Below are 20,841 nucleotides of genomic sequence, written 5' to 3'. Positions count from 1 at the left end.
TAAAAACCTCCTTGCAGTAATACCGTCTACAGCACTGTCGACCAACTCCTCAGAACTGGATCCCATGAGCGTCATCAACGTCGGTCAGGCCGCCGTCCTCGGAGTCGTCGAGGGATTGACCGAATTCCTCCCCGTGTCCTCGACCGGCCACCTCAAGATCACTGAGGGGTTGATGAAGATCCCCGTCGACGACCCGGCCGTCGTCGGCTTCTCGGCCGTCATCCAGGTCGGCGCGATCGCCGCCGTGCTCCTGTACTTCTTCAAGGACATCGTGCGGATCGTCACCGCCTGGGGCCGCGGCCTCCTCAACAAGGAGGAGCGGTACCACCACGACTACAAGTTCGCCTGGTGGGTCATCTACGCCACGATCCCGATCGTGGTGGTCGGCCTGGCCGCCAAGCCCCTCATCGACGGCCCGCTGGCCTCTCTGTGGGTGGTGGCGGCCTCGCTGATCGTCGGCAGTGGTGTGATGTGGTGCGCGGACCAGATGGGCCGTCACAAGCGCGGCGAGGACGACACCTCGTTCAAGGACGCGATGCTGGTGGGCAGCTCGCAGATCCTGGCGCTGCTCTTCCCCGGCTTCTCCCGCTCCGGCGCCACCATGTCCACCGCGCTCGTCCTGGACCTCGACCGCGTCGCCGCCACCCGCCTGTCCTTCTTCCTCGGCATCCCGGCCCTCACCGGCGCCGGCATCTACGAGCTCAAGGACGCCCTGGGCGCGGGGGTGGGCGCTGCGCCGCTGGCCGTGGGCACGATCGTCTCGTTCGTCGTCGCCTACGCCTCGATCTCCTGGCTGCTGAAGTTCGTCGCCAAGCACTCCTTCAACGCCTTCGTGATCTACCGGATCATCGTCGGCGTACTGCTCCTGGGCCTGCTGTCGACGGGCGTGCTCAGCTGACCCGAGGCGCGCCTGCCGACCGCTCGGGGGGTGTAAAGCCCGATCTCGGGCTTCACACCCCCTGCGGCTTTCGTCACCCTCGCTTGACATCCCGCACCGTCGCCCGCACGATCGCATCGTGAACCTGTCAGACAGCCAGACAGCTGGTGGAGTGCCGCGGCGCGTCAGCGCCATGGAGGCGGTGCTCACCCATCTGCGCGGCGCCATCGAGCGCGGCGACTACGCGATCGGCGACAAGCTCCCCTCCGAGGCCGAGCTGTGCCGGACCCTGGAGGTCAGCCGTCCCGTGCTGCGCGAGGCGCTGCGGGCCCTGCAGACCATGGGGCTGACCGTCTCCAAGACAGGCAAGGGCACGTTCGTGATCGCCGGTACCGTCGAGGACCCCACCTTCGGTGACTACGCGGCCAGCGACCTGCTGGAGGTGCGTCGCCATGTGGAGATCCCGGTCGCCGGGTACGCCGCGCTGCGCCGTACCCCGGGGAACCTCGACCACCTGGCCCACCTCCTGGACCGGATGGAGCGGGAGACGGACACCACCGCGTGGGTCGCGATGGACACGCTCTTCCATCTCGCCGTGGCCGAGGCAGCGCAGAACCCGGTGTTCCGCCGGGTGATCGAGGAGATCCGGGACGCGCTGGCCCGCCAGTCCGCCTTCCTCAACGAGCTGGGCGGGCGGCGCGAGCAGTCCAACCTGGAGCACCGGGCGATCCTCGAGGCGCTGGTCGACGGCAGTGAGGACGACGCGGCCCAGGCCATGGCCCACCACCTCGACCGCGTCGAGACGACCCTCACCGACATCGTGCGATCCGGGCGCGCGGACAATTCCCCCAAGGCGGATGTGTGAACACCATGACGGCGTACGCGAGTTCCATAGCGGAGGCTCCCGCGATCCGGGAGCCCCTGCACGTACCGGTCGCCCACCTCGTCCGCGGCGGGGTCGTCGAGGGAATCCACTACGGCTCGGTCGTCGTCCTCGCGGCCGACGGGGCCGTGGAGTTCAGGCTCGGCGACATCGAGGCCGCCTTCTACCCGCGCTCGGCGCTCAAGCCGCTGCAGGCGGTCGCGATGCTCAGGGCGGGACTCCCGCTCGACGGGGAACTGCTCTCGCTGGCCGCGGCCAGCCACTCCGGTGAGGAGCGCCATCTCGCCGGCACCCGCCGCATCCTGGAGCTCGCCCGGGTCACCGAGGGCGACCTGCGCAACGTCCCCGACCTGCCGTACGGCACGGACGTACGCGATGCCTGGGTGCGCGAGGGCCGTTCGCCGTCCAGGCTCGCCCAGAACTGCTCCGGCAAGCACGCGGCCATGCTCTACACCTGCAAGCTCAACGGCTGGCCGCTGGAGGACTACCTCGACCCCGGCCACCCGCTCCAGCGGACGATCGCCGAGACCGTCGAGGAGCTCACCGGGCAGCGTGTCGCCCGGGTCACCGTCGACGGCTGCGGCGCGCCCCTGTTCTCCGTCTCGCTGCACGGACTCGCCCGCGCCCTGGCCCGTATCACCGGCGCTCCCGCCGGCACCCCGCAGGCACGGGTGGCCGACGCGATGCGCGAGCACGCCGAGATGGCCTCCGGCGCGGGGCGCGACGTCGCCGCCCTGATGCGCGCCGTGCCCGGGATGCTCGCCAAGGACGGGTTCGAGGGCGTCCAGGTCGCCGCGCTCCCGGACGGCCGTGCCATTGCCGTGAAGATCGCCGACGGGGCGAACCGGGCGCGCGTCCCGGTCGCCGCCGCGGCCCTCGTCCGCGCCGGGATCGACCCGGCCGCGCTCGCCGGTTTCGAGGGCGAGCCGCTGCTGGGCGGCGGCCGGCCGGTCGGCAGCGTCCGGCCGGTCCCGGCGCTCGGCTTCAGCGCGGGCACCCGCTCCCTCACCGACCGGGTCGACCCCGGCGCCCCCACGCACGCCTGACCGAACCGCCACCGCCGGAAGAGGACCCGCACAGCCATGACCCCCGCAGCCCACCGCAGCGAACACGATCTGCTCGGCCACCGCGACGTACCCGCCGAGGCGTACTGGGGCATCCACACCCTGCGCGCCAGGGAGAACTTCCCCATCACGGGAACGCCGATCTCCGCCTACCCACACCTGATCGAGGCCCTCGCCGCGGTCAAGGAGGCCGCCGCGCTCGCCAACCAGGAACTCGGCCTGCTGGAGCACGGGAAGGCCACCGCCATCATCGAGGCCTGTCGCGAGATACGCGCCGGAAAGCTGCACGACCAGTTCGTGGTCGACGTCATCCAGGGCGGCGCCGGCACCTCCACCAACATGAACGCCAACGAGGTCGTCGCCAACCGGGCGCTGGAACTGCTCGGCCACGCCAAGGGCGACTACCGGCACCTTCATCCCAACGAGGACGTCAACCTCGGCCAGTCCACCAACGACGTCTACCCGACCGCCGTCAAGATCGCGACGGTGTTCGCGGTGCGCGGTCTGCTGAAGGCGATGGCCGTGCTCCAGGACGCCTTCGCCGCCAAGGCCATCGAGTTCCGCCATGTGCTCAAGATGGGCCGCACCCAGCTCCAGGACGCGGTGCCGATGACGCTGGGGCAGGAGTTCTCGGCGTACGCGGTCATGCTGGACGAGGACCGCAGCCGGCTCGCGGAGGCCGTCGAACTCATCCACGAGATCAACCTCGGCGCCACCGCGATCGGCACCGGCCTCAACGCCCCCGCCGGATACGCGGAGTCGGCGCGCCGCCACCTCGCAGCGATCACCGGACTGCCGCTGGTGACGGCCGCCAACCTGGTCGAAGCCACCCAGGACTGCGGGGCGTTCGTGCAGATGTCGGGCGTGCTCAAGCGGATCGCCGTCAAGCTCTCCAAGAGCTGCAACGACCTCAGGCTGCTGTCCTCCGGACCGCGTGCGGGCCTGGGCGAGATCAACCTGCCGCCGGTGCAGGCCGGTTCGAGCATCATGCCGGGCAAGGTCAACCCGGTGATCCCCGAGGTGGTCAACCAGGTCGCCTTCGAGGTGATCGGCAACGACGTCACCATCACCATGGCCGCCGAGGCCGGACAGCTCCAGCTGAACGCCTTCGAGCCGGTCATCCTGCACTCCCTCTCCGAGAGCATCACGCATCTGGAGCGCGCCTGCCTGGCCCTCGCCGAGCGGTGTGTCGCCGGGATCACCGCGAACGAGGAGCGGCTGCGCGCCGCCGTGGAGAACTCCATCGGCCTGGTCACCGCGCTCAACCCCCACATCGGGTACGAGGCGGCCACCGGCATCGCGAAGGAAGCCCTCGAAACGGGGCGCGGTGTCGCGGAACTCGTCCTGGAGAAGGGGCTGCTGCCCGCCGAACGGCTGGCGGCGCTGCTGCGCCCCGAGGTGCTCGCGGGCAGCGGCTCACCGTCCCTGTGACCTCATAGGGCGTGACCCGTACACGACGGCGAAGGAGCCATCGCGTGTTCACGAAGGACCCCAGGGTGGGCGGCCCGCTCCGCCGGGCGGCACGATGGTGACCATGGCCTCGTCGCTGACCTTCCAGCCCGTGCTGGAGCGCATAGCGGAAGACATGGAGCGGCGGCCCGGGCGCGGCCGGGCCGCCGACTACATCCCCGCACTCGCCGCCTTCGACCCGCGCCGCTTCGGCATGGCCGTCGCGGAGCTGGACGGCACGGTGTACGGCGTGGGGGAGTGGCGGCAGCCGTTCTCCACTCAGTCCATCACCAAGGTCTTCACCCTCGCCCTCGACCTGGCCCGCGAGGGCGACGAACTGTGGGAGCACGTGGGCCGGGAGCCGTCCGGCAACCCGTTCAACTCGCTGGTCCAGCTGGAGTACGAGAACGGCATTCCGCGCAATCCGTTCATCAACGCGGGCGCGCTCGTCGTCACCGACCGCCTGCACACCCGTACCGGCCAGGCGGCCGACACCCTGCTCGACTTCCTGCGCGCCGAAAGCGGCAACCCGGACCTCACCTTCGACCAGGAGGTGGCCGCCTCCGAGTCCGCGCACGGCGACCGCAACGCCGCTCTCGCCCATTTCATGGCGTCCTACGGCAATATCGACAACCCGGTGCCGGCCCTGCTCGACCAGTATTTCCGGCAGTGCTCCATCGAGGCGTCCTGCGCGGACCTCGCCCTGGCCGCCGGCTTCCTCGCCCGGCACGGCGTCCGTGCCGACGGCACCCGCCTGCTGACCCGCAGCCAGGCCAAACAGATCAACGCCGTCATGCTGACCTGCGGCACCTACGACGCGGCCGGAGAATTCGCCCACCGGGTCGGCCTGCCCGGCAAGAGCGGCGTCGGCGGTGGCATCATCGCGGTCGTCCCCGGGCGGTGCACCCTGTGCGTGTGGAGCCCCGGTCTCGACGAACGCGGCAACTCGGTGGCCGGAGTCGCGGCGCTCGACCTCTTCACCACGCTGACGGGCCTGTCGGTCTTCTGAGGCGCAGGCCGCGAATTCTGCGGTCTGTACGGCACCGGGGATTCCGTCGGCCCGGCGCCCTGACCGGGGCTTGTAGGGTTCCGTGCCGCGACTGCTCATACGCCGGTCATGTGCAGTCCGCCGGAGCGAGGGAAAGGTGTCGACTTCCGGCCACCCGGCGTTGACACGCTTTCCGAGTGTTGGCCATGGCTTTTCCCGTCGATCTCCGCCGCTGTCAGGCCCTTGGCCTGGCCGGTACCGTCTTCCTGGCGCTGGGCGGTGAGACAGCCGGGGCCCTGCCGGTCGCGGATCTGGTCTCCCCCGAGTCCGGGCGCGCCGCCCTCGGACTCGTCGGGGTCTACTTCGGAGTCGTCCTCCTCATCGCCGCGTGGGCGCTCCTCGGCAAGGTGATACGCGGCCCCGAGCCGCCGACGCCCCGCGCGCTGCTGCTCGTCCTCGTCGTCTGGGCGGCACCGCTGCTGCTCGCCCCGCCGCTGTTCAGCCGCGACGTGTACAGCTACCTCGCGCAGGGCGCCATGGTCGACGCGCACATCGACGTGTACGCGCACGGGCCCGCGCAGCTCGGCGGCCCACTGGCCGACCAGGTCGCCCCGGTATGGCGCGACACCGCGGCCCCGTACGGCCCGGTGTTCCTCATCGTCGCCTCCGGGCTCTCCCGCATCACCCACGGCGAACTGCCGGCCGGTTTGATCGGCATGCGGCTGGTGGCGCTGGCCGGGGTGGCCCTGATGGCGGCGGCGCTGCCGCGGCTCGCCCGTCAGTGCGGTGCCGACCCGGCCGCCGCGCTGTGGCTGGGGGCCCTGAACCCGCTGGTGCTTCTGCATCTGGTCGCGGGCGCCCACAACGACGCCATCATGCTGGGACTGCTCGGCGTCGGCCTGCTCGCCGCTCGCGGCCGGCTGCACATCCTCGGCGCCGTCCTGGTGACGCTCGCCGCACTGGTCAAGGCCCCGGCCGCGCTCGGTCTGCTGGCGGTCATCGCGCTCAGACGGCACGTCGGAATCGTCCGTGCGGCGGCCACCACCATCGTGAGCGCGCTGGTGACCACGGCGGTGGCCACCGCCGTCGCCGGGACCGGCTACGGCTGGATAGCCGCCCTGAAGACGCCCATCTCACCGCACAACTGGTCACCGACAAGCGTGCTCGGCCGGGTCACGGGCCGCCTCCTGGACGGACTCGGCAGCGGACTCGCCCCTTTGGCCATCCCCGTCTGGCATGCGGCCGGACTTCTTGCGACCATGCTCGCCGTGTTGTTCATATGGATCAAGCTCCGGCCCGGCCCCATCTACGCGCTGGGCCTCAGCCTGGCTGCCGTCGCCGTCCTAGGCCCCGCGATCCGCCCCTGGTACGCCCTGTGGGGGCTGTTCCTCATCGCTGCCGCGGCACCCAGTACCTCCGTACGCCACCGGGTGGCCGCCGCCACCGCCGTCCTCGCGCTCGCCGTGCTGCCGGGTGGCGGGCCGCCCGATCTCGCCCAGGTGGTCCTGGCCGTCTCCGGCGGCGTCCTTGCCGTGGTCGTGCTGTGGCAGGCGCACCAGTCGGCGCAGGAACCCGCACTGGGACGGACCGCATGAGAATGCCCAGCACCGAAGTGAGAATGCCCAGCACCGAAAGAGGCAGGCGCTGGCTGGTCCTGTGCCTCGTCGCCGCCGTGACCGTCTTCACCGCCACGGTGCCATTGCTGCGCGGCTGGTTCGACGTGAAGGTCTACTACGGCACCGTGGACGCATGGATGCACCACGGCGGTCACATCTACGACTTCCGGGAACCGGGGACGACCTACGGTTTCACGTACCCGCCGTTCGCCGCCCTCAGCATGCTGCCGATGGCGTTCGTCGGCCTGTACACGACCATCGCGGGCGCGCTGCTGCTCAACCTCGCCGCCGTCTCCGTCGTCATGTGGATCCTGTTCGGACCGCAGCTGAGCCGCCATGGCTGGTTCGGCTGGGCGCTGGCCGCCTGTGCGCTGGCGCTGTTCGAACCCGTGCGCGACACGTTCAGCTTCGGGCAGGTCAATCTGCTCCTGCTGGCCCTCGTGCTCGCGGATGCCTGGTTGCTGTCCACGGGACGGGGCAAGCGCGCCGGGGTCGGCATAGGACTCGCGGCGGCCATCAAGCTCACGCCCGCCGTGTTCATCGGGCTGCTGCTGCTCGCCCGAAGGTGGAGGGCCGCAGCCGTAGCGTCCGGTGTGGCCGCGGCCGCCTCGCTGTTCGCCTTCTGGGCACTGCCCGGCGCCTCCCGCTTCTACTGGGGGCACGCCCTGTGGGACACCACCCGGGTGGGACGTCTGGACTATGTCTCCAACCAGTCGCTGCAGGGCGTCCTCGCCCGGCTCGCGGCACCGGGCGAACCGAGCCGCGCCGCCTGGGAACTGACCGTCGTCGCGGTCCTGGCCGTGTGGGGATGGCGCTCCCACAGTGCCCTGCGCACCGGTGACTGGTACGGCGCCTTCGCCCTCACCGGACTCACCGCCTGTCTGATCAGCCCCATCACCTGGGTGCACCATCTCGTGTGGCTGCTGCCCTCGTTCGCCGTGCTCGTGCGGGAGCGGCGGCTGCGGATCGCGGGCGTGATCTACGTGGTGATGTGCAGCAGCGTGGTGTGGCTGTGGTTCGACGACGCGTCGGGGATCGACGGATTCCTCGGCAGCAACACCTATGTGTGGATCACGCTCGGTCTGCTGCTGGGCCTGCCGGCCGGTCAGTCCCGTGCCGTCCGCTTGCGCCTGCCCCAGAGCCGGTGGGCCACCGCGGCCACCACTCCCGCTCCGGCTCCGGCGGCGCCCGCGAGCACCCCGCGCGAGTGCCAGCCGACGGTGCCCGACGCCCGTACGGGCGTCACCTTCACGGGTGCGCTGGGACGGGTCTTCAACGCGAGCGGCCGGGCGGGGGCGAGCGAACCCACCGGCGTGACACGCCCGGCGGCGGCGAAGCCCCAGTCGAGCAGCGAACGGGCTTCTTCGTAGACCGCGTGGCCGCGGCCCGACTGCGGGTTCATCACCGTCACCAGCAGGGTGCGCCCGCCCCTGCGGGCCGCGGCCACGAGGGTGTTGCCCGCGTGGCTCGTGTAGCCGTTCTTGATGCCGATGAGGCCGGGGTAGGCCTGGACGCCGTCCCGCCCGGTCAGCAGCCGGTTCGTGTTCGCGATCTCGTAGGTCGATCCGTCGTCCCCCGGGAAACTCGACTCGACCGTGCCGCAGTAGCGGGTGAAGTCCGGGTTCTGCAGCCCGGCGCGTCCGAACACCGCGAGGTCGTAGGCGGACGAGACCTGGCCCTCCTCGTCGTAGCCGTCGGGCGAGACCACATGGGTGTCGAGCGCGCCCAGAGCCCGGGCCTTGGCCTGCATCTGGCGGACCGTCGCCGGAACACCGCCGTTGAGCGCGGCCAGTACGTGCACGGCGTCGTTGCCCGAGTGCAGGAAGACTCCCCGCCACAGGTCGCTGACGCGGTAGGAGTCGCCTTGGCGGACCCCGACAAGGCTGCTCCCGGCGCCGATGCCCTCCAGATCGTGTGCGCTGACCGTGTGCACGGCGTCGCTGGGCAGGGCGGGCAGCACGGTGAGGGCGAACAGGGTCTTCAGGGTGCTGGCCGGCGGCAGCGCGCGGTGCGCGTCGTGCGCGGCCAGCACATCACCCGAGGCGGCGTCGGCGACCAGCCACGACAGCGCCGACATGTCCGGGAGCTGGGGGACTCCCGTCCGCGGTCGAGTCAACGTGCCCGGCCCGTAGAGGAGAGAGGGGCCCGAGGCCGAGGGCCGGGAGGAGCCGGAGCCGGTACCGGAGCCCGTGTCGGCGGCGGCGGGGAGCGGCGGGAGAACGGCCAGCCAGGCCGCGCCCAGAACACAGCAGGAGACGGCGGCGCGGGAGACGGCGGTGCGCGAGGAGGATCCGATGCTCATACCCACACCGTGGAACGGTGTCGGCCCGTATGCCCGGGCGAGCTGAGCCGAGTGGGGGGCGGGTGCACCCGGATGCCGCACTCCCGGTGGGTCCGGCCGTACGGGTCATCAGGCCGGCAGGGTGGGCTGGACCCGGCGCAGGAACGCCGCGTTGTCGGGTGTGGTGCGCATCCGTTCGAGCAGGGTCTCCAGGTTCGCCTGGCCGTCACCCGACTGCAGTACGCGCCGCAGGGCCCGTACGGACTTCAACTCGGCTTCGGGCAGCAGGAGTTCCTCGCGTCGGGTGCCCGAAGGGGCGATGTCCACGGCGGGATACACGCGGCGGGAGGCGAGGGCGCTGTCCAGGCGCAGCTCCATGTTCCCGGTGCTCTTGAGCTCCTCGAAGAAGTACCCGTCGGCGCGGGAACCTGTGTCGACCAGGGCGGTGGCGAGGATGGTGAGCGAACCGCCCTCCTCGGCCAGCCGCGCGGCGCCGAACAGCCGCTTGGGACCGTGCAGCGCGGACGCGTCGACGCCGCCGCTGAGGGTGCGTCCACCGGTCCCGGCCGCGTTGTTGTGCGCCCGGCACAGCCGGGTCAGCGAGTCGAGGAGGACGACGACGTCCTGGCCCTGCTCCACGAGTCGCTTGGCGCGCTCGACGACCAGCTCGGCGAGTGCGATGTGCTGCTTCGGAGTCTGGTCGAACGTGGAGGCGTAGACCTCGCCGCGCACCGACCGGCGCATGTCGGTGAGTTCCTCGGGCCGCTCGTCGAGCAGCACCACCATCAGCCGACACTCCGGATGGTTGCCCGCGACGGCCGCCGCGATCTGCTGGAGCAGCACGGTCTTGCCGGATTTGGGCGGCGCCACGATCAGTCCGCGCTGCCCCTTGCCGATCGGCGTGAGGAGGTCCATGACGCGTCCGGACAGTCCGGCGGCCGGGTGTTCGAGCCGCAGGCGCTCGCGCGGGTGCAGAGGGGTGAGGTCACGGAAGTGCGGACGGCCGTGCAGTTCCTCGGGCGAACGGCCGCCCACCTGCTCGACCTCGGTGAGAGAGCGCCCGCTGCGGATGCCGGTGATCGTGTCGCCCTTGCGCAGCCCGAAGCGGCGGACGACGGCGGGGGAGACCTGGAGATCGGCGGGCGAGGCCAGGCACGCGGCGGAGCGCAGATGACCGCCGCCGTTCCGGTCGATGTCGAGGATGCCGGTGACGGTCCGGGGCGGAACTTCCCGCTGCGCGGCCGGGTGTTCGAGCGTGGTGGTGGTCATGGGTGGTGGTCCTTTCACGGGCGTGAGCCAGAAGGAAGCGACAGATGCGCGGGGAGAGAGTCGGCCGGGAGGCGGAGTGATCACGCCTCGGCGACGCAGGGGATCAACGCCTCGGGTACGGCATGAAATGCCGACTGCGAGTCGATGCGAGAAAGCCGCTTGGCCGGTCGGAAACGACGGACAGCCATTGCGGGTTGGAAGGGATCGGCACCGGAGCCTATTGCGGGCGTACACAGGTGCTGCTCGCACTGTAGCACTCGTCCACGGATCCCGGCTCATGAATTCGCGCGTGCCAGGGCACTAGACTGGGCGACGATGTTCTCCCCGCATGGTCCCACCCTTCGTGAGCTGGCCGTTCAGGCCTTGTCCTCGGTCGAGCACGGATACGACCTGCTCGCGCCCAAGTTCGACCACACCCCCTTCCGTACGCCGGACAGCGTCCTGGACTCCGTCGAAGGGGCGCTCAAGAGCATCGGACCCTTCGAGCGCGGGCTCGACCTGTGCTGCGGCACGGGCGCGGGGGTGGAGGCGCTGCGCACGGTGTGCCGGGAGAGCGTCACGGGCGTCGACTTCAGCGCCGGGATGCTGGCCGTCGCACGGGAGCAGGTGCGGCCCGACGGCGTGCCACGCGTCGACTGGGTGCGCGCCGACGCCCGCGCCCTGCCCTTCGGCCCGGCGTTCGACCTGGTAGCGAGTTTCGGCGCTTTCGGCCATTTCCTGCCCGGCGAGCTTCCGGGCCTGTTCGCGCAGGTCCACTCCGTGCTGCGGCCGGGCGGACGGTTCGTGTTCCCGGTCGGTGCACCGCCGGGCTGGGCCTCGCCCTGGTACTGGGCACTGCTCGGCTTCGACACCGCGATGCGGGTACGCAACGCCATGTGGCGACCGCCGTTCGTCATGTACTACCGGGCGTTCCGCTTCTCCACGGTGCTGCGCGAGCTGACGCGGGCCGGTTTCACGGTGGAGCACCAGGCGCTGACCGACTTCGGTCGCAGACGCGACGGCAGCCCGCGCTGCCGGCTGGTCCTGGCCACGCGGGGAAGGGACACGCCGGGAAGGTGAGCCGCCCGTCCCCACGGGCTCCGGACCACCCGTGGAGGGTGAGGTCGTTCGCCGTGGAACAGGGCGATTCTGCTGGTAGACGCCGTGCCTGACGCCGGTCGGCAGGCCGGCCGCCGAAGGAGCGGAGGGGCGATGGCCGACGACAGAGCCGAACGTATAGCGGAGTTCATCCGTCCGCTGAGAGTCGAACCCGGCACCGAGGTGCGTCTGCCAGGGGATTTCGACCCCGGATACAAGGCGGGTATCCGGAAGAAGGAGGACGGCGTCGAGCTGCTCAGCAAGGGGATCGAACTGCTCGCTGACTACCAGCGGCGGCTGGCCGCCCAGGACACCTACGGAGTATTGGTGTGCCTGCAGGCCCTGGACGCCGGGGGAAAGGACGGGACGATCCGCCATGTGATGAGCGGCATCAATCCGCAGGGCGTGAACGTCTACGGATTCAAAGTGCCCTCCGCCGAGGAGCTCGACCACGACTATCTGTGGCGCTACGCCTGCCGTCTGCCCAGACGCGGGGAGATCGGCATCTTCAACCGCTCGCACTACGAAGAGGTCCTGGTGGTGCGGGTGCACCCCGAGCATCTCGAGCGCCAGCGGCTCCCGGAGGAGGCCCGGGGCCCGGACGTGTGGGCGCGGCGCTACCGGGAGATCAACGACTGGGAGCGGTACCTGCACGACAACGGCTTCCGGATCGTGAAGCTGTTCCTGAACCTGTCGAAGGAGGAACAGCGCCGCCGCTTCCTCAAGCGCATCGACGTTCCCGAACGGAACTGGAAGTTCTCAGCGGCGGATGTGCGCGAGCGCCGCCGGTGGGACGACTATCAGCAGGCCTTCTCGCAGATGCTGTCGGCCACCAGTACGGACTGGGCGCCCTGGTACGTGATCCCGGCCGACCACAAGTGGTTCGCGCGCCTCTGCGCCGCCTCGGTGCTGGCGGACACGCTGATCGACCTCGATCCCCAGTATCCCCACGTCAGTGAAGCCGCCCGCCGCGAACTGGCCGCAGCCAAGCGGGAGCTGGAACGCGAGGCACCCGAGGGGATGCAGAAGCCCGACAAGGCCGAGGACGGCGGGAATTGAGGCTCACGCCCGGGCGCGGGTGGACCCCACGGACGCCCGGGCGGGCCGCTTCGTTCACATCGCGCGCGGCTCTCCCCGCTGGGTGCCGGACGAGCCCTCGGGCCGTGCCACGCACAGCGCCCAGACGACGAACGCCGACAGCGCCATCATCACGACGGACCAGAACGGGTAGTACGGCAGGGACAGGAAGCTCGCGATGATGATGAACCCGGCGATGGCCACGCCGCCGACGCGTGCCCAGAACGCGGCCGGGGTCATCAGTCCCATGCCGACGACCACGGCCACCACTCCGAGGGCCAGATGCACCCAGCCCCAGCCGGTGAGGTCGAACTGGAACACGTAGCTGCGCGTCGCGACGGTGATGTCGTTCGTCGTGATCCCCATGATGCCCCTGAAGATGTCCAGCACCCCGACGACCATCAGCATGACCGAGGCGAACATCATGAGGCCCTGGGCCCACAGCTGCTTCGCCGACCGTGTGGGTGTGGTGTGTGTCGAGGTCATCGTTCCGCCTCGTTTCGTCTCGTCCGGCGTGCTCACTGACCGGGAGCGCGGATACCGGAGGAACCGGAGGAGACTCCCGGCTCCGGTACGGCTCTCCTCTGCCCTCAGCGTGAGCCAGGAAGGACCGGGCGGCCTCACCCGGACCGGGTGAGCCACAGGCACCGGCACGGTTCCTCGTGCGTGTCAGAAGCGGGCCGGCAGCCAGCGCAGCTTGACCGCCTCCTGGTAGGGGCCGCCGCCCTCGTGGTCGTTGAACTCGTACACCTCGATCGACTTGTCGTCGTTCCCCCACGCGTTGAACGCGGCGAACACCGTGGACGGGGGACATGTCCGGTCCTCCAGACCCGCCGAGAACAGGGCGGGAGCACGGCCCCGGGCCGCGAAGTGCACTCCGTCGAAGTACGAGAGGGTCCGCATCACCTGGTCCGTACGGCCGCGGAACGCCTTGAGGTAGTTGCCGATCTCGCGGTAGGGCTCGCGGTCAGTGAGCGTCGTGGCGCGCGGGAAGTCGCACAGGAACGGCACGTCCGGTGCCACCGCCACCAGATCCGGTACGAGACCGCCGACCGCGATGGTGATGCCGCCACCCTGGCTCGCGCCGACGGCTGCGGTGCGGGAGGCGTCCGTCAGCGGGTGCGTCCGGGCGGCCTCGACGGCCCGGACACCGTCCGTGAACAACCGGCGGTAGTAGTACGACTCTGGGTCCTCGATGCCTCGCGTCATGAACCCGGGACCTGCCGGAGCACTGCCCACCGGGTCCGGGGTCTCGCCTCCGCCCCATTCGCTGTCCTGCCCGCGGGTGTCCATCACGAAGTGGGCGAAGCCCGCCGACGCCCACAGCAGATGCATATGCGCAAGCGCGCGTCCGCCGCCGTAGCCGAGGAACTCCACGACCGTCGGCAGCGGTTCGTCCGAACCGGCGGGGACGGTCAGCCAGCCCTTGACCGGATGGCCGCCGAACCCCGCGAACGTCACGTCGTACACCTGGACCGTCTTCAGGCCCGTTTCGAGCGGCTCGAAGCGGGCGTCCAGGTCGTGCTCGCGGGTCTGCTGGAGAGTCTTCGCCCAGAACGCGTCGAAGTCCGCGGGCTCGGCGGAGGCGCTGCGGTACGCACGGAGTTCGTCGAGGGGCAGGTCGAACAGGGCCATGAAGGACCGCCTTTGACATCAGGGGGCACGAAAGATCACGTAGGGTTCCCCCAGCGAGGCATTCCAGACCTTCATTTCGCCTGTGAGCAGCCCGGATGTGCGGGTCGGCCGAGGCCGTCGGGCCGGGTGCGGACCGGTCGGGCAGGCCCCCTCACGCCGTCCGGCGCCTCCACTCCGGCCCCGTGCGGGCCCACTCGGCCTCCCACTCCGCCATGCGGTGCCGCTGGGCGACCCGGCGTGTGACGGCACGTGCCACCAGAACTGCCCCGGCCACTCCGGCCGCGGCCCACACACCCGTCGTCGCGGCGTGCTGCCACACGACCGTGTCGGTCGGCGGCGGGTCGACGCCGCGGTTCCTGGCGTCCAGCCACACATCCGTACGGTCACCAGCGCGCATACCGGCCGGAACCCTTGCGACGGTGGTCACCGCGCCTTTGCCCGGCTCGGTCCAGCGCACCTTCACGTCGTAAAGGGGCTGCCTGCTGGTCTGCGTGGCAGAGGACCCTGCCGGGGCGTCCTCGACGAGCACCGCGGCTACCTCATGGCGCTGGGCGCGCTCGGTCACCTGGGCCGTGCGCGCGTTGCCGTACGCCCACCAGCCCGCCGCCACGCCGGCGAGCGGCGCTCCGACGCACAGCAGTACGGCGACGAGGAGGGCAGTCCATGCCTCGATGACATCCGACCGGCGGCGCAGCGGATTGCACCGCCAGCGCCAGCCGCGCACCCGGGTTCTCATCTCGACCTCCTTGCCCCCACGTCCCGCCCGCGCAGGGGGCCGACCGCGCTCGGCAGCAGGCCGATGGAGCCGATTCCGCCCCGCACCACGGCGGTGGTCCCGGCACGTCCCGCACCCGGGACCGACATGGCACGGCATTTTTGTGCCAATTGCCCATTGTCCCCTCGGCCGGGTTTCCCGGCCATCCGGCGTCGAAACCCGGTGCCGAAGCCGCACGCCGCAACCCGGTGCCGAAGCCGCACGCCGCAACCCGGTGCCGAAGCCGCACGCCGCAACCCGGTGCCGAAGCCGCACGCCGCAACCCGGTGCCGGACGCGGCGCGCCGGTCGGGCCGGGAATAGCCGCACCACGTTCGTGCTTGCTGTTCAGTGGCCGGGTTCCGTGGCTTCGGCGACGGGTGGTCCGGCGGTGGCGAAGGACAGCAGCGAAGGAGAGTGAGGCAGGTCATGCCCAAGGCGTACGGGTACAGGCACTACGGCGGCCAGGTCCGCGGCACGATCGCGGCCGGGGCCGGCGCATGAGCACCGGACGCCACATCCTCGACAACCCCGCCCACGCCTCGCTGACCGGCCCGCACGCCCGCTTCGCCGAGCGCCGGGGCCGTGTCCTGCGCTACCCCCTGGACGTCTCGCCCTGGGTGGGCCTGCCCGACGCCCCCGGCCCGGAGGACTGGGCCGATCTCGCGGCGCTCGCGGGCCCGGGCGCCGAGGCACCGCTCCCCGGATTCCACGGGCAGGTCCCGGACGGCTGGGAGATCACCTTCGACGTCGAAGGCGTTCAGCTCGTGGACGACGGGATCACCGCCGCGCCCGACCCTGGGGCCGTGATGCTCACCGCCGCCGACGTACCGGAGATGATGGACCTGGTGGAGCGCACCCGGCCAGGTCCCTTCCTGCCGCGCACCATCGAACTGGGGACCTACCTGGGCATCCGCCGGGGCGGCGGCCTGGTGGCCATGGCGGGCGAGCGGCTGCGCCCGCCGGGCTGGACCGAGATGAGCGCCGTGTGCGTCGATCCGGACTGCAGGGGCCAGGGGCTGGCCACCCGGCTGATCCTGGCCCTCGCGCACAGCATCCGCGAGCGTGGCGAGACCCCGTTCCTGCATGCCGCCGCGGGCAACACCAACGCGATCCGGCTGTACGAGTCCCTCGGCTTCAGGCTGCGCCGTACCACGAGGTTCCTCGGGGCGCGGGTCCCGGAGCACGCGGCGGACCAGCAGGCCGTCGTGGTCTGACCGGCAGCGCGCGGTGGGGTGCGGGACCGTCCGTCAGCCGATGACCGGCCGTGAGGTTGCGGCCGTCACCGCCGCCGTGTTGTACCGCAGCAAATAGGCCGCGAAGCGTTCCAGGTCGTCCTCCGCCCAGCCCAGAAGGCGCTCCCGGAACGCTTCGCGCCGACTCTCGGTCACCTGGGCGAGGATCTGCGTGCCCGTCGCGGTCAGGGCCAGTACCTGCACCCGGTGGTCGTCGGGATCCAGCCGTCGCTCGATCAGCCCGGCCCGCTCCAGCGCGGCCACCTGGCGGCTGACCGTGGACTTGTCCAGAGCGTAGTGGGCGGCCAGGTCGGTGGCGCGGCAGCCGCCGCTCTCCTCCAGATGCCCGAGCAGGGTGTAGGAGACGAGCGACAGTTCAGGATGCATACGCCCGGCGGAGGCCCTGGCGCGGCGCGCGAACGCCGTCAGCTCACGATGGATGGTCTCGAGGGCCAACTCGGCCACCTGCGACACGGCGGCGGCGCAATCCGTGACAGTCGTCTCGCGGGGTCTCTCGGCTGTCTCCACGGAACCACCTCCTCGAGCCTCTGGTTGCAGAATACAACTGGAAGGGGGAACCGTACGACCCGGAGACCCGGAGACCCGGAGACCCGGAGACCCGGAGACCCGGAGACCCGGAGACCCGGAGACCCGGAGACCCGGAGACCCGGAGACCCGGAGACCCGAGGTCCGGGGGTGACCCGGGGGCGGCACGGGTGCGTCGTCCTGCGCCCCTGCTACTGTGATCGTCCGGCCGTGGATCGTCCTGGCCGCTCGTGGCCGAGGAGGTGAGACCGATTACCGCTGTGTCGGCTCGGGTGCTCTCACCTCACGACGGCGCGGATCGCCGCTGCCTGGCGGAGTGACCGCGAGGGCGCCCTTCGGTGAACCGGAAGGCTTCTCTTCTCCATGCCACCACTCTCGCTGCCCCTTGTCGTCTCCACGCTCCGCTCGGCCGGCTGTGTCTTCGCCGAGGACGAGGCGGAGTTGATCCTCGCCACCGCCCGTACGCCCGACGAGGCAACCGCCATGATCGCCCGGCGAGTGACGGGACTGCCCCTCGAACAGGTCCTCGGCTGGGCCGAGTTCCGCGGAATGCGGGTCGCGGTGGAGCCGGGTGTCTTCGTGCCCCGCCGCCGCACCGAGTTCCTGGTCGAACAGGCCCTGGCCCTCGGGAGCGCCGCCTCCCTGATCGTGGACCTGTGCTGCGGCTCGGGCGCGGTCGGCGCGGCACTCGCCGAGGCGCTCGGCGCGCTCGGCACTCCCGGAAACGCTCCCGAACTGCACGCCGCCGACATCGACCCGGCCGCGGTGCGCTGTGCCCGGCGCAACATCGCCGTCTACGGGGGCCGGGCCCACGAGGGCGACCTTTTCGAGGCCCTGCCGGACGAACTGCGCGAACGGGTCGGCATCCTGGCCGCGAACGTCCCCTATGTGCCCACGGGCGACGTCGCGCTGCTGCCGTCCGAGGCGCGCGATCACGAGCCCAGGGTCGCCCTCGACGGCGGCCTCGACGGCCTGGACGTCCTGCGCCGCGTCACCGCCGAGGCGTCCGGGTGGCTGGCGCCCGGGGGGCTGCTGCTCGTCGAGACCAGCGAACGCCAGGTCGCCGCGGCCAGGGAGGCGTTCCTGCGCGGCGGCCTCGATGTCCGGCTCGCCGTCTCGGCGGAGCTGGGCGCGAACGTCCTGATCGGCACCAGACCCCATGGGACGCGGCTCACACCGAGGTGATTGTGCAACTAGTTGCACAACGGGCCCGCCGTCGTCTACAACGGACATCACGACACCGTGTACGGAGGGCCCGATGAGTCGCTACCCGCATCTGCTGACCCCGCTCGACCTGGGCTTCACCGCGCTGCCCAACCGTGTGCTGATGGGATCGATGCACGTCGGTCTGGAGGAGGCGGAGCGCGGCTTCGAGCGCATGGCCGCGTTCTACGCCGCCCGGGCGCGCGGGGGAGTGGGCCTGATCGTCACCGGCGGCATCGCGCCCAACGATGCCGGGCGCCCCTACGAGGGCGGCGCCAAGCTCACCACCGACGAGGAGGCCGCGCAGCACTCGGTGATCACCGAGGCGGTCCACCGCGAGGGCGGCAAGATCGCGATGCAGATCCTCCACTTCGGCCGGTACGCCTACCACCAGGACCTGGTCGCGCCCAGCGCCCTACAGGCCCCGATCAGCCCGTTCGTGCCGAACGCGCTGACCGACGAGGAGGTGGAGCGGACGATCGACGACTACGCGCGCGCCGCCCGGCTCGCCCGGCAGGCCGGGTACGACGGTGTGGAGATCATGGGCTCCGAGGGCTACCTCATCAACGAGTTCATAGCGGCCCAGACCAACCAGCGCGAGGACCGCTGGGGCGGTTCGTACGAGAACCGCATGCGCTTCCCGGTCGAGATCGTGCGCCGTGTCCGCGAGGCCGTCGGCGACGACTTCATCATCATCTACCGGCTGTCCATGCTGGACCTCGTCCCCGGAGGCTCGTCCCTCGACGAGGTCATCACGCTCGCCAAGGCGGTCGAGGCCGCCGGAGCCACCATCATCAACACCGGCATCGGCTGGCACGAGGCCCGCATCCCGACCATCGCCACCTCTGTGCCGCGCGGCGCGTACACCTGGGTGACCAAGAAGGTCATGGGCGCCGTATCGATCCCGCTCGTCACCACCAACCGCATCAACACCCCGGAACTCGCCGAGCAGTTGCTGGCCGACGGATACGCCGACATGGTGTCCCTGGCCCGCCCGATGCTCGCCGACCCCGACTTCGTGGCCAAGGCCGCCGACGGGCGCGCCGAGGCCATCAACACCTGCATCGGCTGCAACCAGGCGTGCCTGGACCACACCTTCAGCGGGAAGATCACCTCCTGCCTGGTCAACCCCCGCGCCTGTCACGAGACCGAGCTGGTCCTGTCCCCGACCCGGCTGCGCAAGAAGGTCGCCGTCGTCGGGGCCGGTCCCGCCGGGCTCGCCTGCGCCGTCTCAGCCGCCGAGCGCGGCCATGAGGTCACGCTCTACGACGCGGCGGGCGAGATCGGCGGACAGCTCAACGTCGCCCGCAAGGTTCCGGGCAAGCAGGAGTTCGACGAGACGCTCCGGTACTTCCGCACCCAGCTCGACCTGCACGGCGTGGACGTCCGGCTGAACACGCGCGTCGCCGCGGCGGACCTCGCTGACCATGAAGAGGTGGTCGTCGCCACCGGAGTCGCCCCGCGCGTTCCCGAGATCCCCGGCGTCGACCACCCGAGCGTCGTCGGCTACCTCGACGTGCTGCGCGACGGCGCCCCCGTCGGTGAGCGCGTCGCCGTCCTCGGCGCGGGAGGCATCGGCTTCGACGTCGCCGAGTTCCTCACCGACCCGGGCGACAAGGCCAGCGAGGACCCGGCGACCTACTTCCGCGCCTGGGGCGTCGACATGGACTACCAGGCCCCCGGCGGTCTCGCAGCACCCGCCCGGACCGCCCCGCCGCGCCGGGTCCACCTCCTCCAGCGCAAGACCACCAAGGTCGGAGCGGGCCTCGGCAAGACCACCGGCTGGATCCACCGCACCGAGCTGAAGCACCGCGGCGTCACCATGGTGCCCGGCGTGACCTACGACCGGATCGACGACGCCGGGCTGCACATCAGCGTGGACGGGGTGAGCCAGGTCCTGGAGGTCGACACGATCGTCCTGTGCACCGGGCAGGAGCCCGCCCGGGGCCTGTACGAGGAGCTGCTGGCCGCGGGCCGCACCCCGCACCTGATCGGCGGCGCCGACGTGGCCGCCGAACTGGACGCCAAGCGCGCCATCAAGCAGGGCACCGAGGTGGCCGCGGCGCTCTAGTAGGTTGTCGCCGCTTAGTTCTTGCATGTTTGGGAGACTGGTATCGGTCAGGTTCCTTCTCCCTTGTCAGGCAGGTCTGTTGTTATGGGTTCGCAGAAGAAGTGGCCGGTCAGGCTGACTGCGCGGGACCGTGAGGAACTGGTCCGGGTGACTACGACGGGTGTCCGCGGGGCCTCGATGATCACGCGTGCGCGGGTACTGCTCGCACTGGACACCTCGGTGGGCCACGTGGATTCCAAGGCGGTGATCGCGGCCCGGCTCGGCGTCTCCGGTGAGACGTTACGGCTGGTCGCCAAGCGTTTTACCGAGACCGGTGGGGATGTTCACGCCACGATCGCGCGGAAGAAGCGTGACCTGCCACCGGTGCCCTCGCCGGTGACCGGTGAGGTCGAAGCACGGCTGATCGCGATGGCTTGCTCCCAGCCACCCCAGGGCCATGCGCGATGGTCGCTGCGACTGCTGGAGAAGCACGTCGCGCTGGCCGAGGACATCCCCGACCTGGACCACTCCACCATCGGGCGAGTCCTAAAAAAACGGAACTGCGCCCTCACCTGAGAAAGTGCTGGAGCATCCCACCCCGGGCGAACGCGGAGTTCGCGGCCCGGATGGAAGACGTGCTGGCCCTCTACGCCCGGCCCTACGACCCGGCACGTCCGGTGGTGTGCATGGACGAGAAGCCCTACCAACTCCTCGACCACGCCCGCGACCCGCTCCCGGCCCGCCCCGGTCACGACGCCCGCCAGGACAGCGAGTACATCCGCTGCGGCACATGCTCCATCTTCGTGTGGGTCGAACCCCTGCGCGGATGGCGTCGCGT

Annotated in this window: 18 protein-coding genes and 2 pseudogenes; 14 read left to right on the top strand and 6 right to left on the bottom strand. The window is 70.9% G+C overall.

What is annotated here, in order from left to right; translation table 11 throughout:
- Window positions 1-64: 64 nt before the first annotated feature.
- The 7 genes from ABZ845_RS08140 (at window position 65) to ABZ845_RS08110 (ending at window position 8,247) form a co-directional block, all read left to right on the top strand.
- On the top strand, window positions 65-898 hold the full coding sequence (locus ABZ845_RS08140; protein ID WP_360974532.1) for an undecaprenyl-diphosphate phosphatase: 834 nt from the start codon (window positions 65-67) through the stop codon (window positions 896-898).
- A 172-nt stretch (window positions 899-1,070) separates the two neighbouring features.
- Window positions 1,071-1,742 (top strand): FadR/GntR family transcriptional regulator, encoded by a 672-nt coding sequence (locus tag ABZ845_RS08135; protein ID WP_360975174.1) that lies wholly within the window; start codon window positions 1,071-1,073, stop codon window positions 1,740-1,742.
- 5 nt (window positions 1,743-1,747) lie between these two features.
- Complete coding sequence (locus tag ABZ845_RS08130) at window positions 1,748-2,806, top strand: asparaginase (RefSeq protein WP_360975171.1); 1,059 nt, start codon at window positions 1,748-1,750, stop codon at window positions 2,804-2,806.
- A 36-nt stretch (window positions 2,807-2,842) separates the two neighbouring features.
- The gene (aspA, locus tag ABZ845_RS08125; protein ID WP_360974529.1) at window positions 2,843-4,255 is read left to right on the top strand and encodes an aspartate ammonia-lyase; all 1,413 of its coding nucleotides are present in this window, start codon (window positions 2,843-2,845) and stop codon (window positions 4,253-4,255) included.
- Between the two features lie 94 nt (window positions 4,256-4,349).
- Window positions 4,350-5,282, top strand: coding sequence for a glutaminase (locus ABZ845_RS08120; RefSeq protein ID WP_360974526.1), 933 nt, complete (start codon window positions 4,350-4,352; stop codon window positions 5,280-5,282).
- 185 nt (window positions 5,283-5,467) lie between these two features.
- Window positions 5,468-6,856, top strand: coding sequence for a polyprenol phosphomannose-dependent alpha 1,6 mannosyltransferase MptB (mptB, locus tag ABZ845_RS08115; protein ID WP_360974523.1), 1,389 nt, complete (start codon window positions 5,468-5,470; stop codon window positions 6,854-6,856).
- Window positions 6,857-6,873: 17 nt separating this feature from the next.
- Window positions 6,874-8,247, top strand: a complete 1,374-nt coding sequence (locus ABZ845_RS08110) for a glycosyltransferase 87 family protein (RefSeq protein ID WP_360975168.1) — start codon at window positions 6,874-6,876, stop codon at window positions 8,245-8,247.
- Here ABZ845_RS08110 and ABZ845_RS08105 read toward each other — a convergent pair.
- Window positions 8,163-9,179: pseudogene (locus tag ABZ845_RS08105) on the bottom strand (serine hydrolase); the annotation flags it as partial. The gene ABZ845_RS08110 and the pseudogene ABZ845_RS08105 overlap by 85 nt on opposite strands.
- 108 nt (window positions 9,180-9,287) lie before the next feature.
- Window positions 9,288-10,427, bottom strand: a complete 1,140-nt coding sequence (rho, locus tag ABZ845_RS08100) for a transcription termination factor Rho (RefSeq protein ID WP_360974520.1) — start codon at window positions 10,425-10,427, stop codon at window positions 9,288-9,290.
- A gap of 315 nt (window positions 10,428-10,742) precedes the next feature.
- Here rho and ABZ845_RS08095 point away from each other — a divergent pair, with 315 nt between their 5' ends.
- Together ABZ845_RS08095 and ABZ845_RS08090 are read left to right on the top strand one after the other, a co-directional pair.
- Complete coding sequence (locus ABZ845_RS08095; RefSeq protein ID WP_360974517.1) at window positions 10,743-11,486, top strand: class I SAM-dependent methyltransferase; 744 nt, start codon at window positions 10,743-10,745, stop codon at window positions 11,484-11,486.
- Window positions 11,487-11,618: 132 nt separating this feature from the next.
- Window positions 11,619-12,563 (top strand): polyphosphate kinase 2 family protein, encoded by a 945-nt coding sequence (locus ABZ845_RS08090; RefSeq protein ID WP_360974514.1) that lies wholly within the window; start codon window positions 11,619-11,621, stop codon window positions 12,561-12,563.
- 54 nt (window positions 12,564-12,617) lie between these two features.
- On the opposite strand, the gene ABZ845_RS08085 is transcribed toward ABZ845_RS08090, so the two are convergent.
- From ABZ845_RS08085 to ABZ845_RS08075, 3 genes are all read right to left on the bottom strand, one after another.
- A complete protein-coding gene (locus ABZ845_RS08085) occupies window positions 12,618-13,067 on the bottom strand; it encodes a hypothetical protein (protein ID WP_360974512.1) in 450 nt (149 codons plus the stop codon).
- A 183-nt stretch (window positions 13,068-13,250) separates the two neighbouring features.
- Window positions 13,251-14,216, bottom strand: coding sequence for an acetylxylan esterase (locus ABZ845_RS08080; RefSeq protein ID WP_360974509.1), 966 nt, complete (start codon window positions 14,214-14,216; stop codon window positions 13,251-13,253).
- A 151-nt stretch (window positions 14,217-14,367) separates the two neighbouring features.
- A complete protein-coding gene (locus ABZ845_RS08075) occupies window positions 14,368-14,952 on the bottom strand; it encodes a hypothetical protein (protein WP_360974506.1) in 585 nt (194 codons plus the stop codon).
- A gap of 517 nt (window positions 14,953-15,469) precedes the next feature.
- Between ABZ845_RS08075 and ABZ845_RS08070 the strand changes: the two genes are divergently transcribed.
- Complete coding sequence (locus tag ABZ845_RS08070; RefSeq protein ID WP_360974503.1) at window positions 15,470-16,186, top strand: GNAT family N-acetyltransferase; 717 nt, start codon at window positions 15,470-15,472, stop codon at window positions 16,184-16,186.
- Between the two features lie 33 nt (window positions 16,187-16,219).
- On the opposite strand, the gene ABZ845_RS08065 is transcribed toward ABZ845_RS08070, so the two are convergent.
- The gene (locus tag ABZ845_RS08065; protein WP_360975165.1) at window positions 16,220-16,669 is read right to left on the bottom strand and encodes a MarR family winged helix-turn-helix transcriptional regulator; all 450 of its coding nucleotides are present in this window, start codon (window positions 16,667-16,669) and stop codon (window positions 16,220-16,222) included.
- Window positions 16,670-17,113: 444 nt separating this feature from the next.
- Here ABZ845_RS08065 and ABZ845_RS08060 point away from each other — a divergent pair, with 444 nt between their 5' ends.
- The 4 genes and pseudogenes from ABZ845_RS08060 to ABZ845_RS08045 form a co-directional block, all read left to right on the top strand.
- Window positions 17,114-17,935, top strand: coding sequence for a putative protein N(5)-glutamine methyltransferase (locus ABZ845_RS08060; protein WP_360974500.1), 822 nt, complete (start codon window positions 17,114-17,116; stop codon window positions 17,933-17,935).
- Window positions 17,936-18,008: 73 nt separating this feature from the next.
- Entirely contained in the window at window positions 18,009-20,024 is a 2,016-nt protein-coding gene (locus ABZ845_RS08055; protein WP_360974497.1) for an NADPH-dependent 2,4-dienoyl-CoA reductase, read from the top strand.
- A 147-nt stretch (window positions 20,025-20,171) separates the two neighbouring features.
- Window positions 20,172-20,579 carry a helix-turn-helix domain-containing protein gene (locus tag ABZ845_RS08050; protein ID WP_360974494.1) on the top strand — a complete coding sequence of 136 codons (408 nt, stop codon included), beginning with the start codon at window positions 20,172-20,174 and terminating at the stop codon, window positions 20,577-20,579.
- Window positions 20,580-20,629: 50 nt separating this feature from the next.
- A pseudogene (locus ABZ845_RS08045) lies at window positions 20,630-20,841 on the top strand (IS630 family transposase); the annotation flags it as partial.

This window comes from Streptomyces sp. NPDC047022 (genome assembly GCF_040644155.1).
Classification (GTDB): domain Bacteria; phylum Actinomycetota; class Actinomycetes; order Streptomycetales; family Streptomycetaceae; genus Streptomyces.
This window is presented reverse-complemented; position numbering and strand designations above follow the sequence as displayed.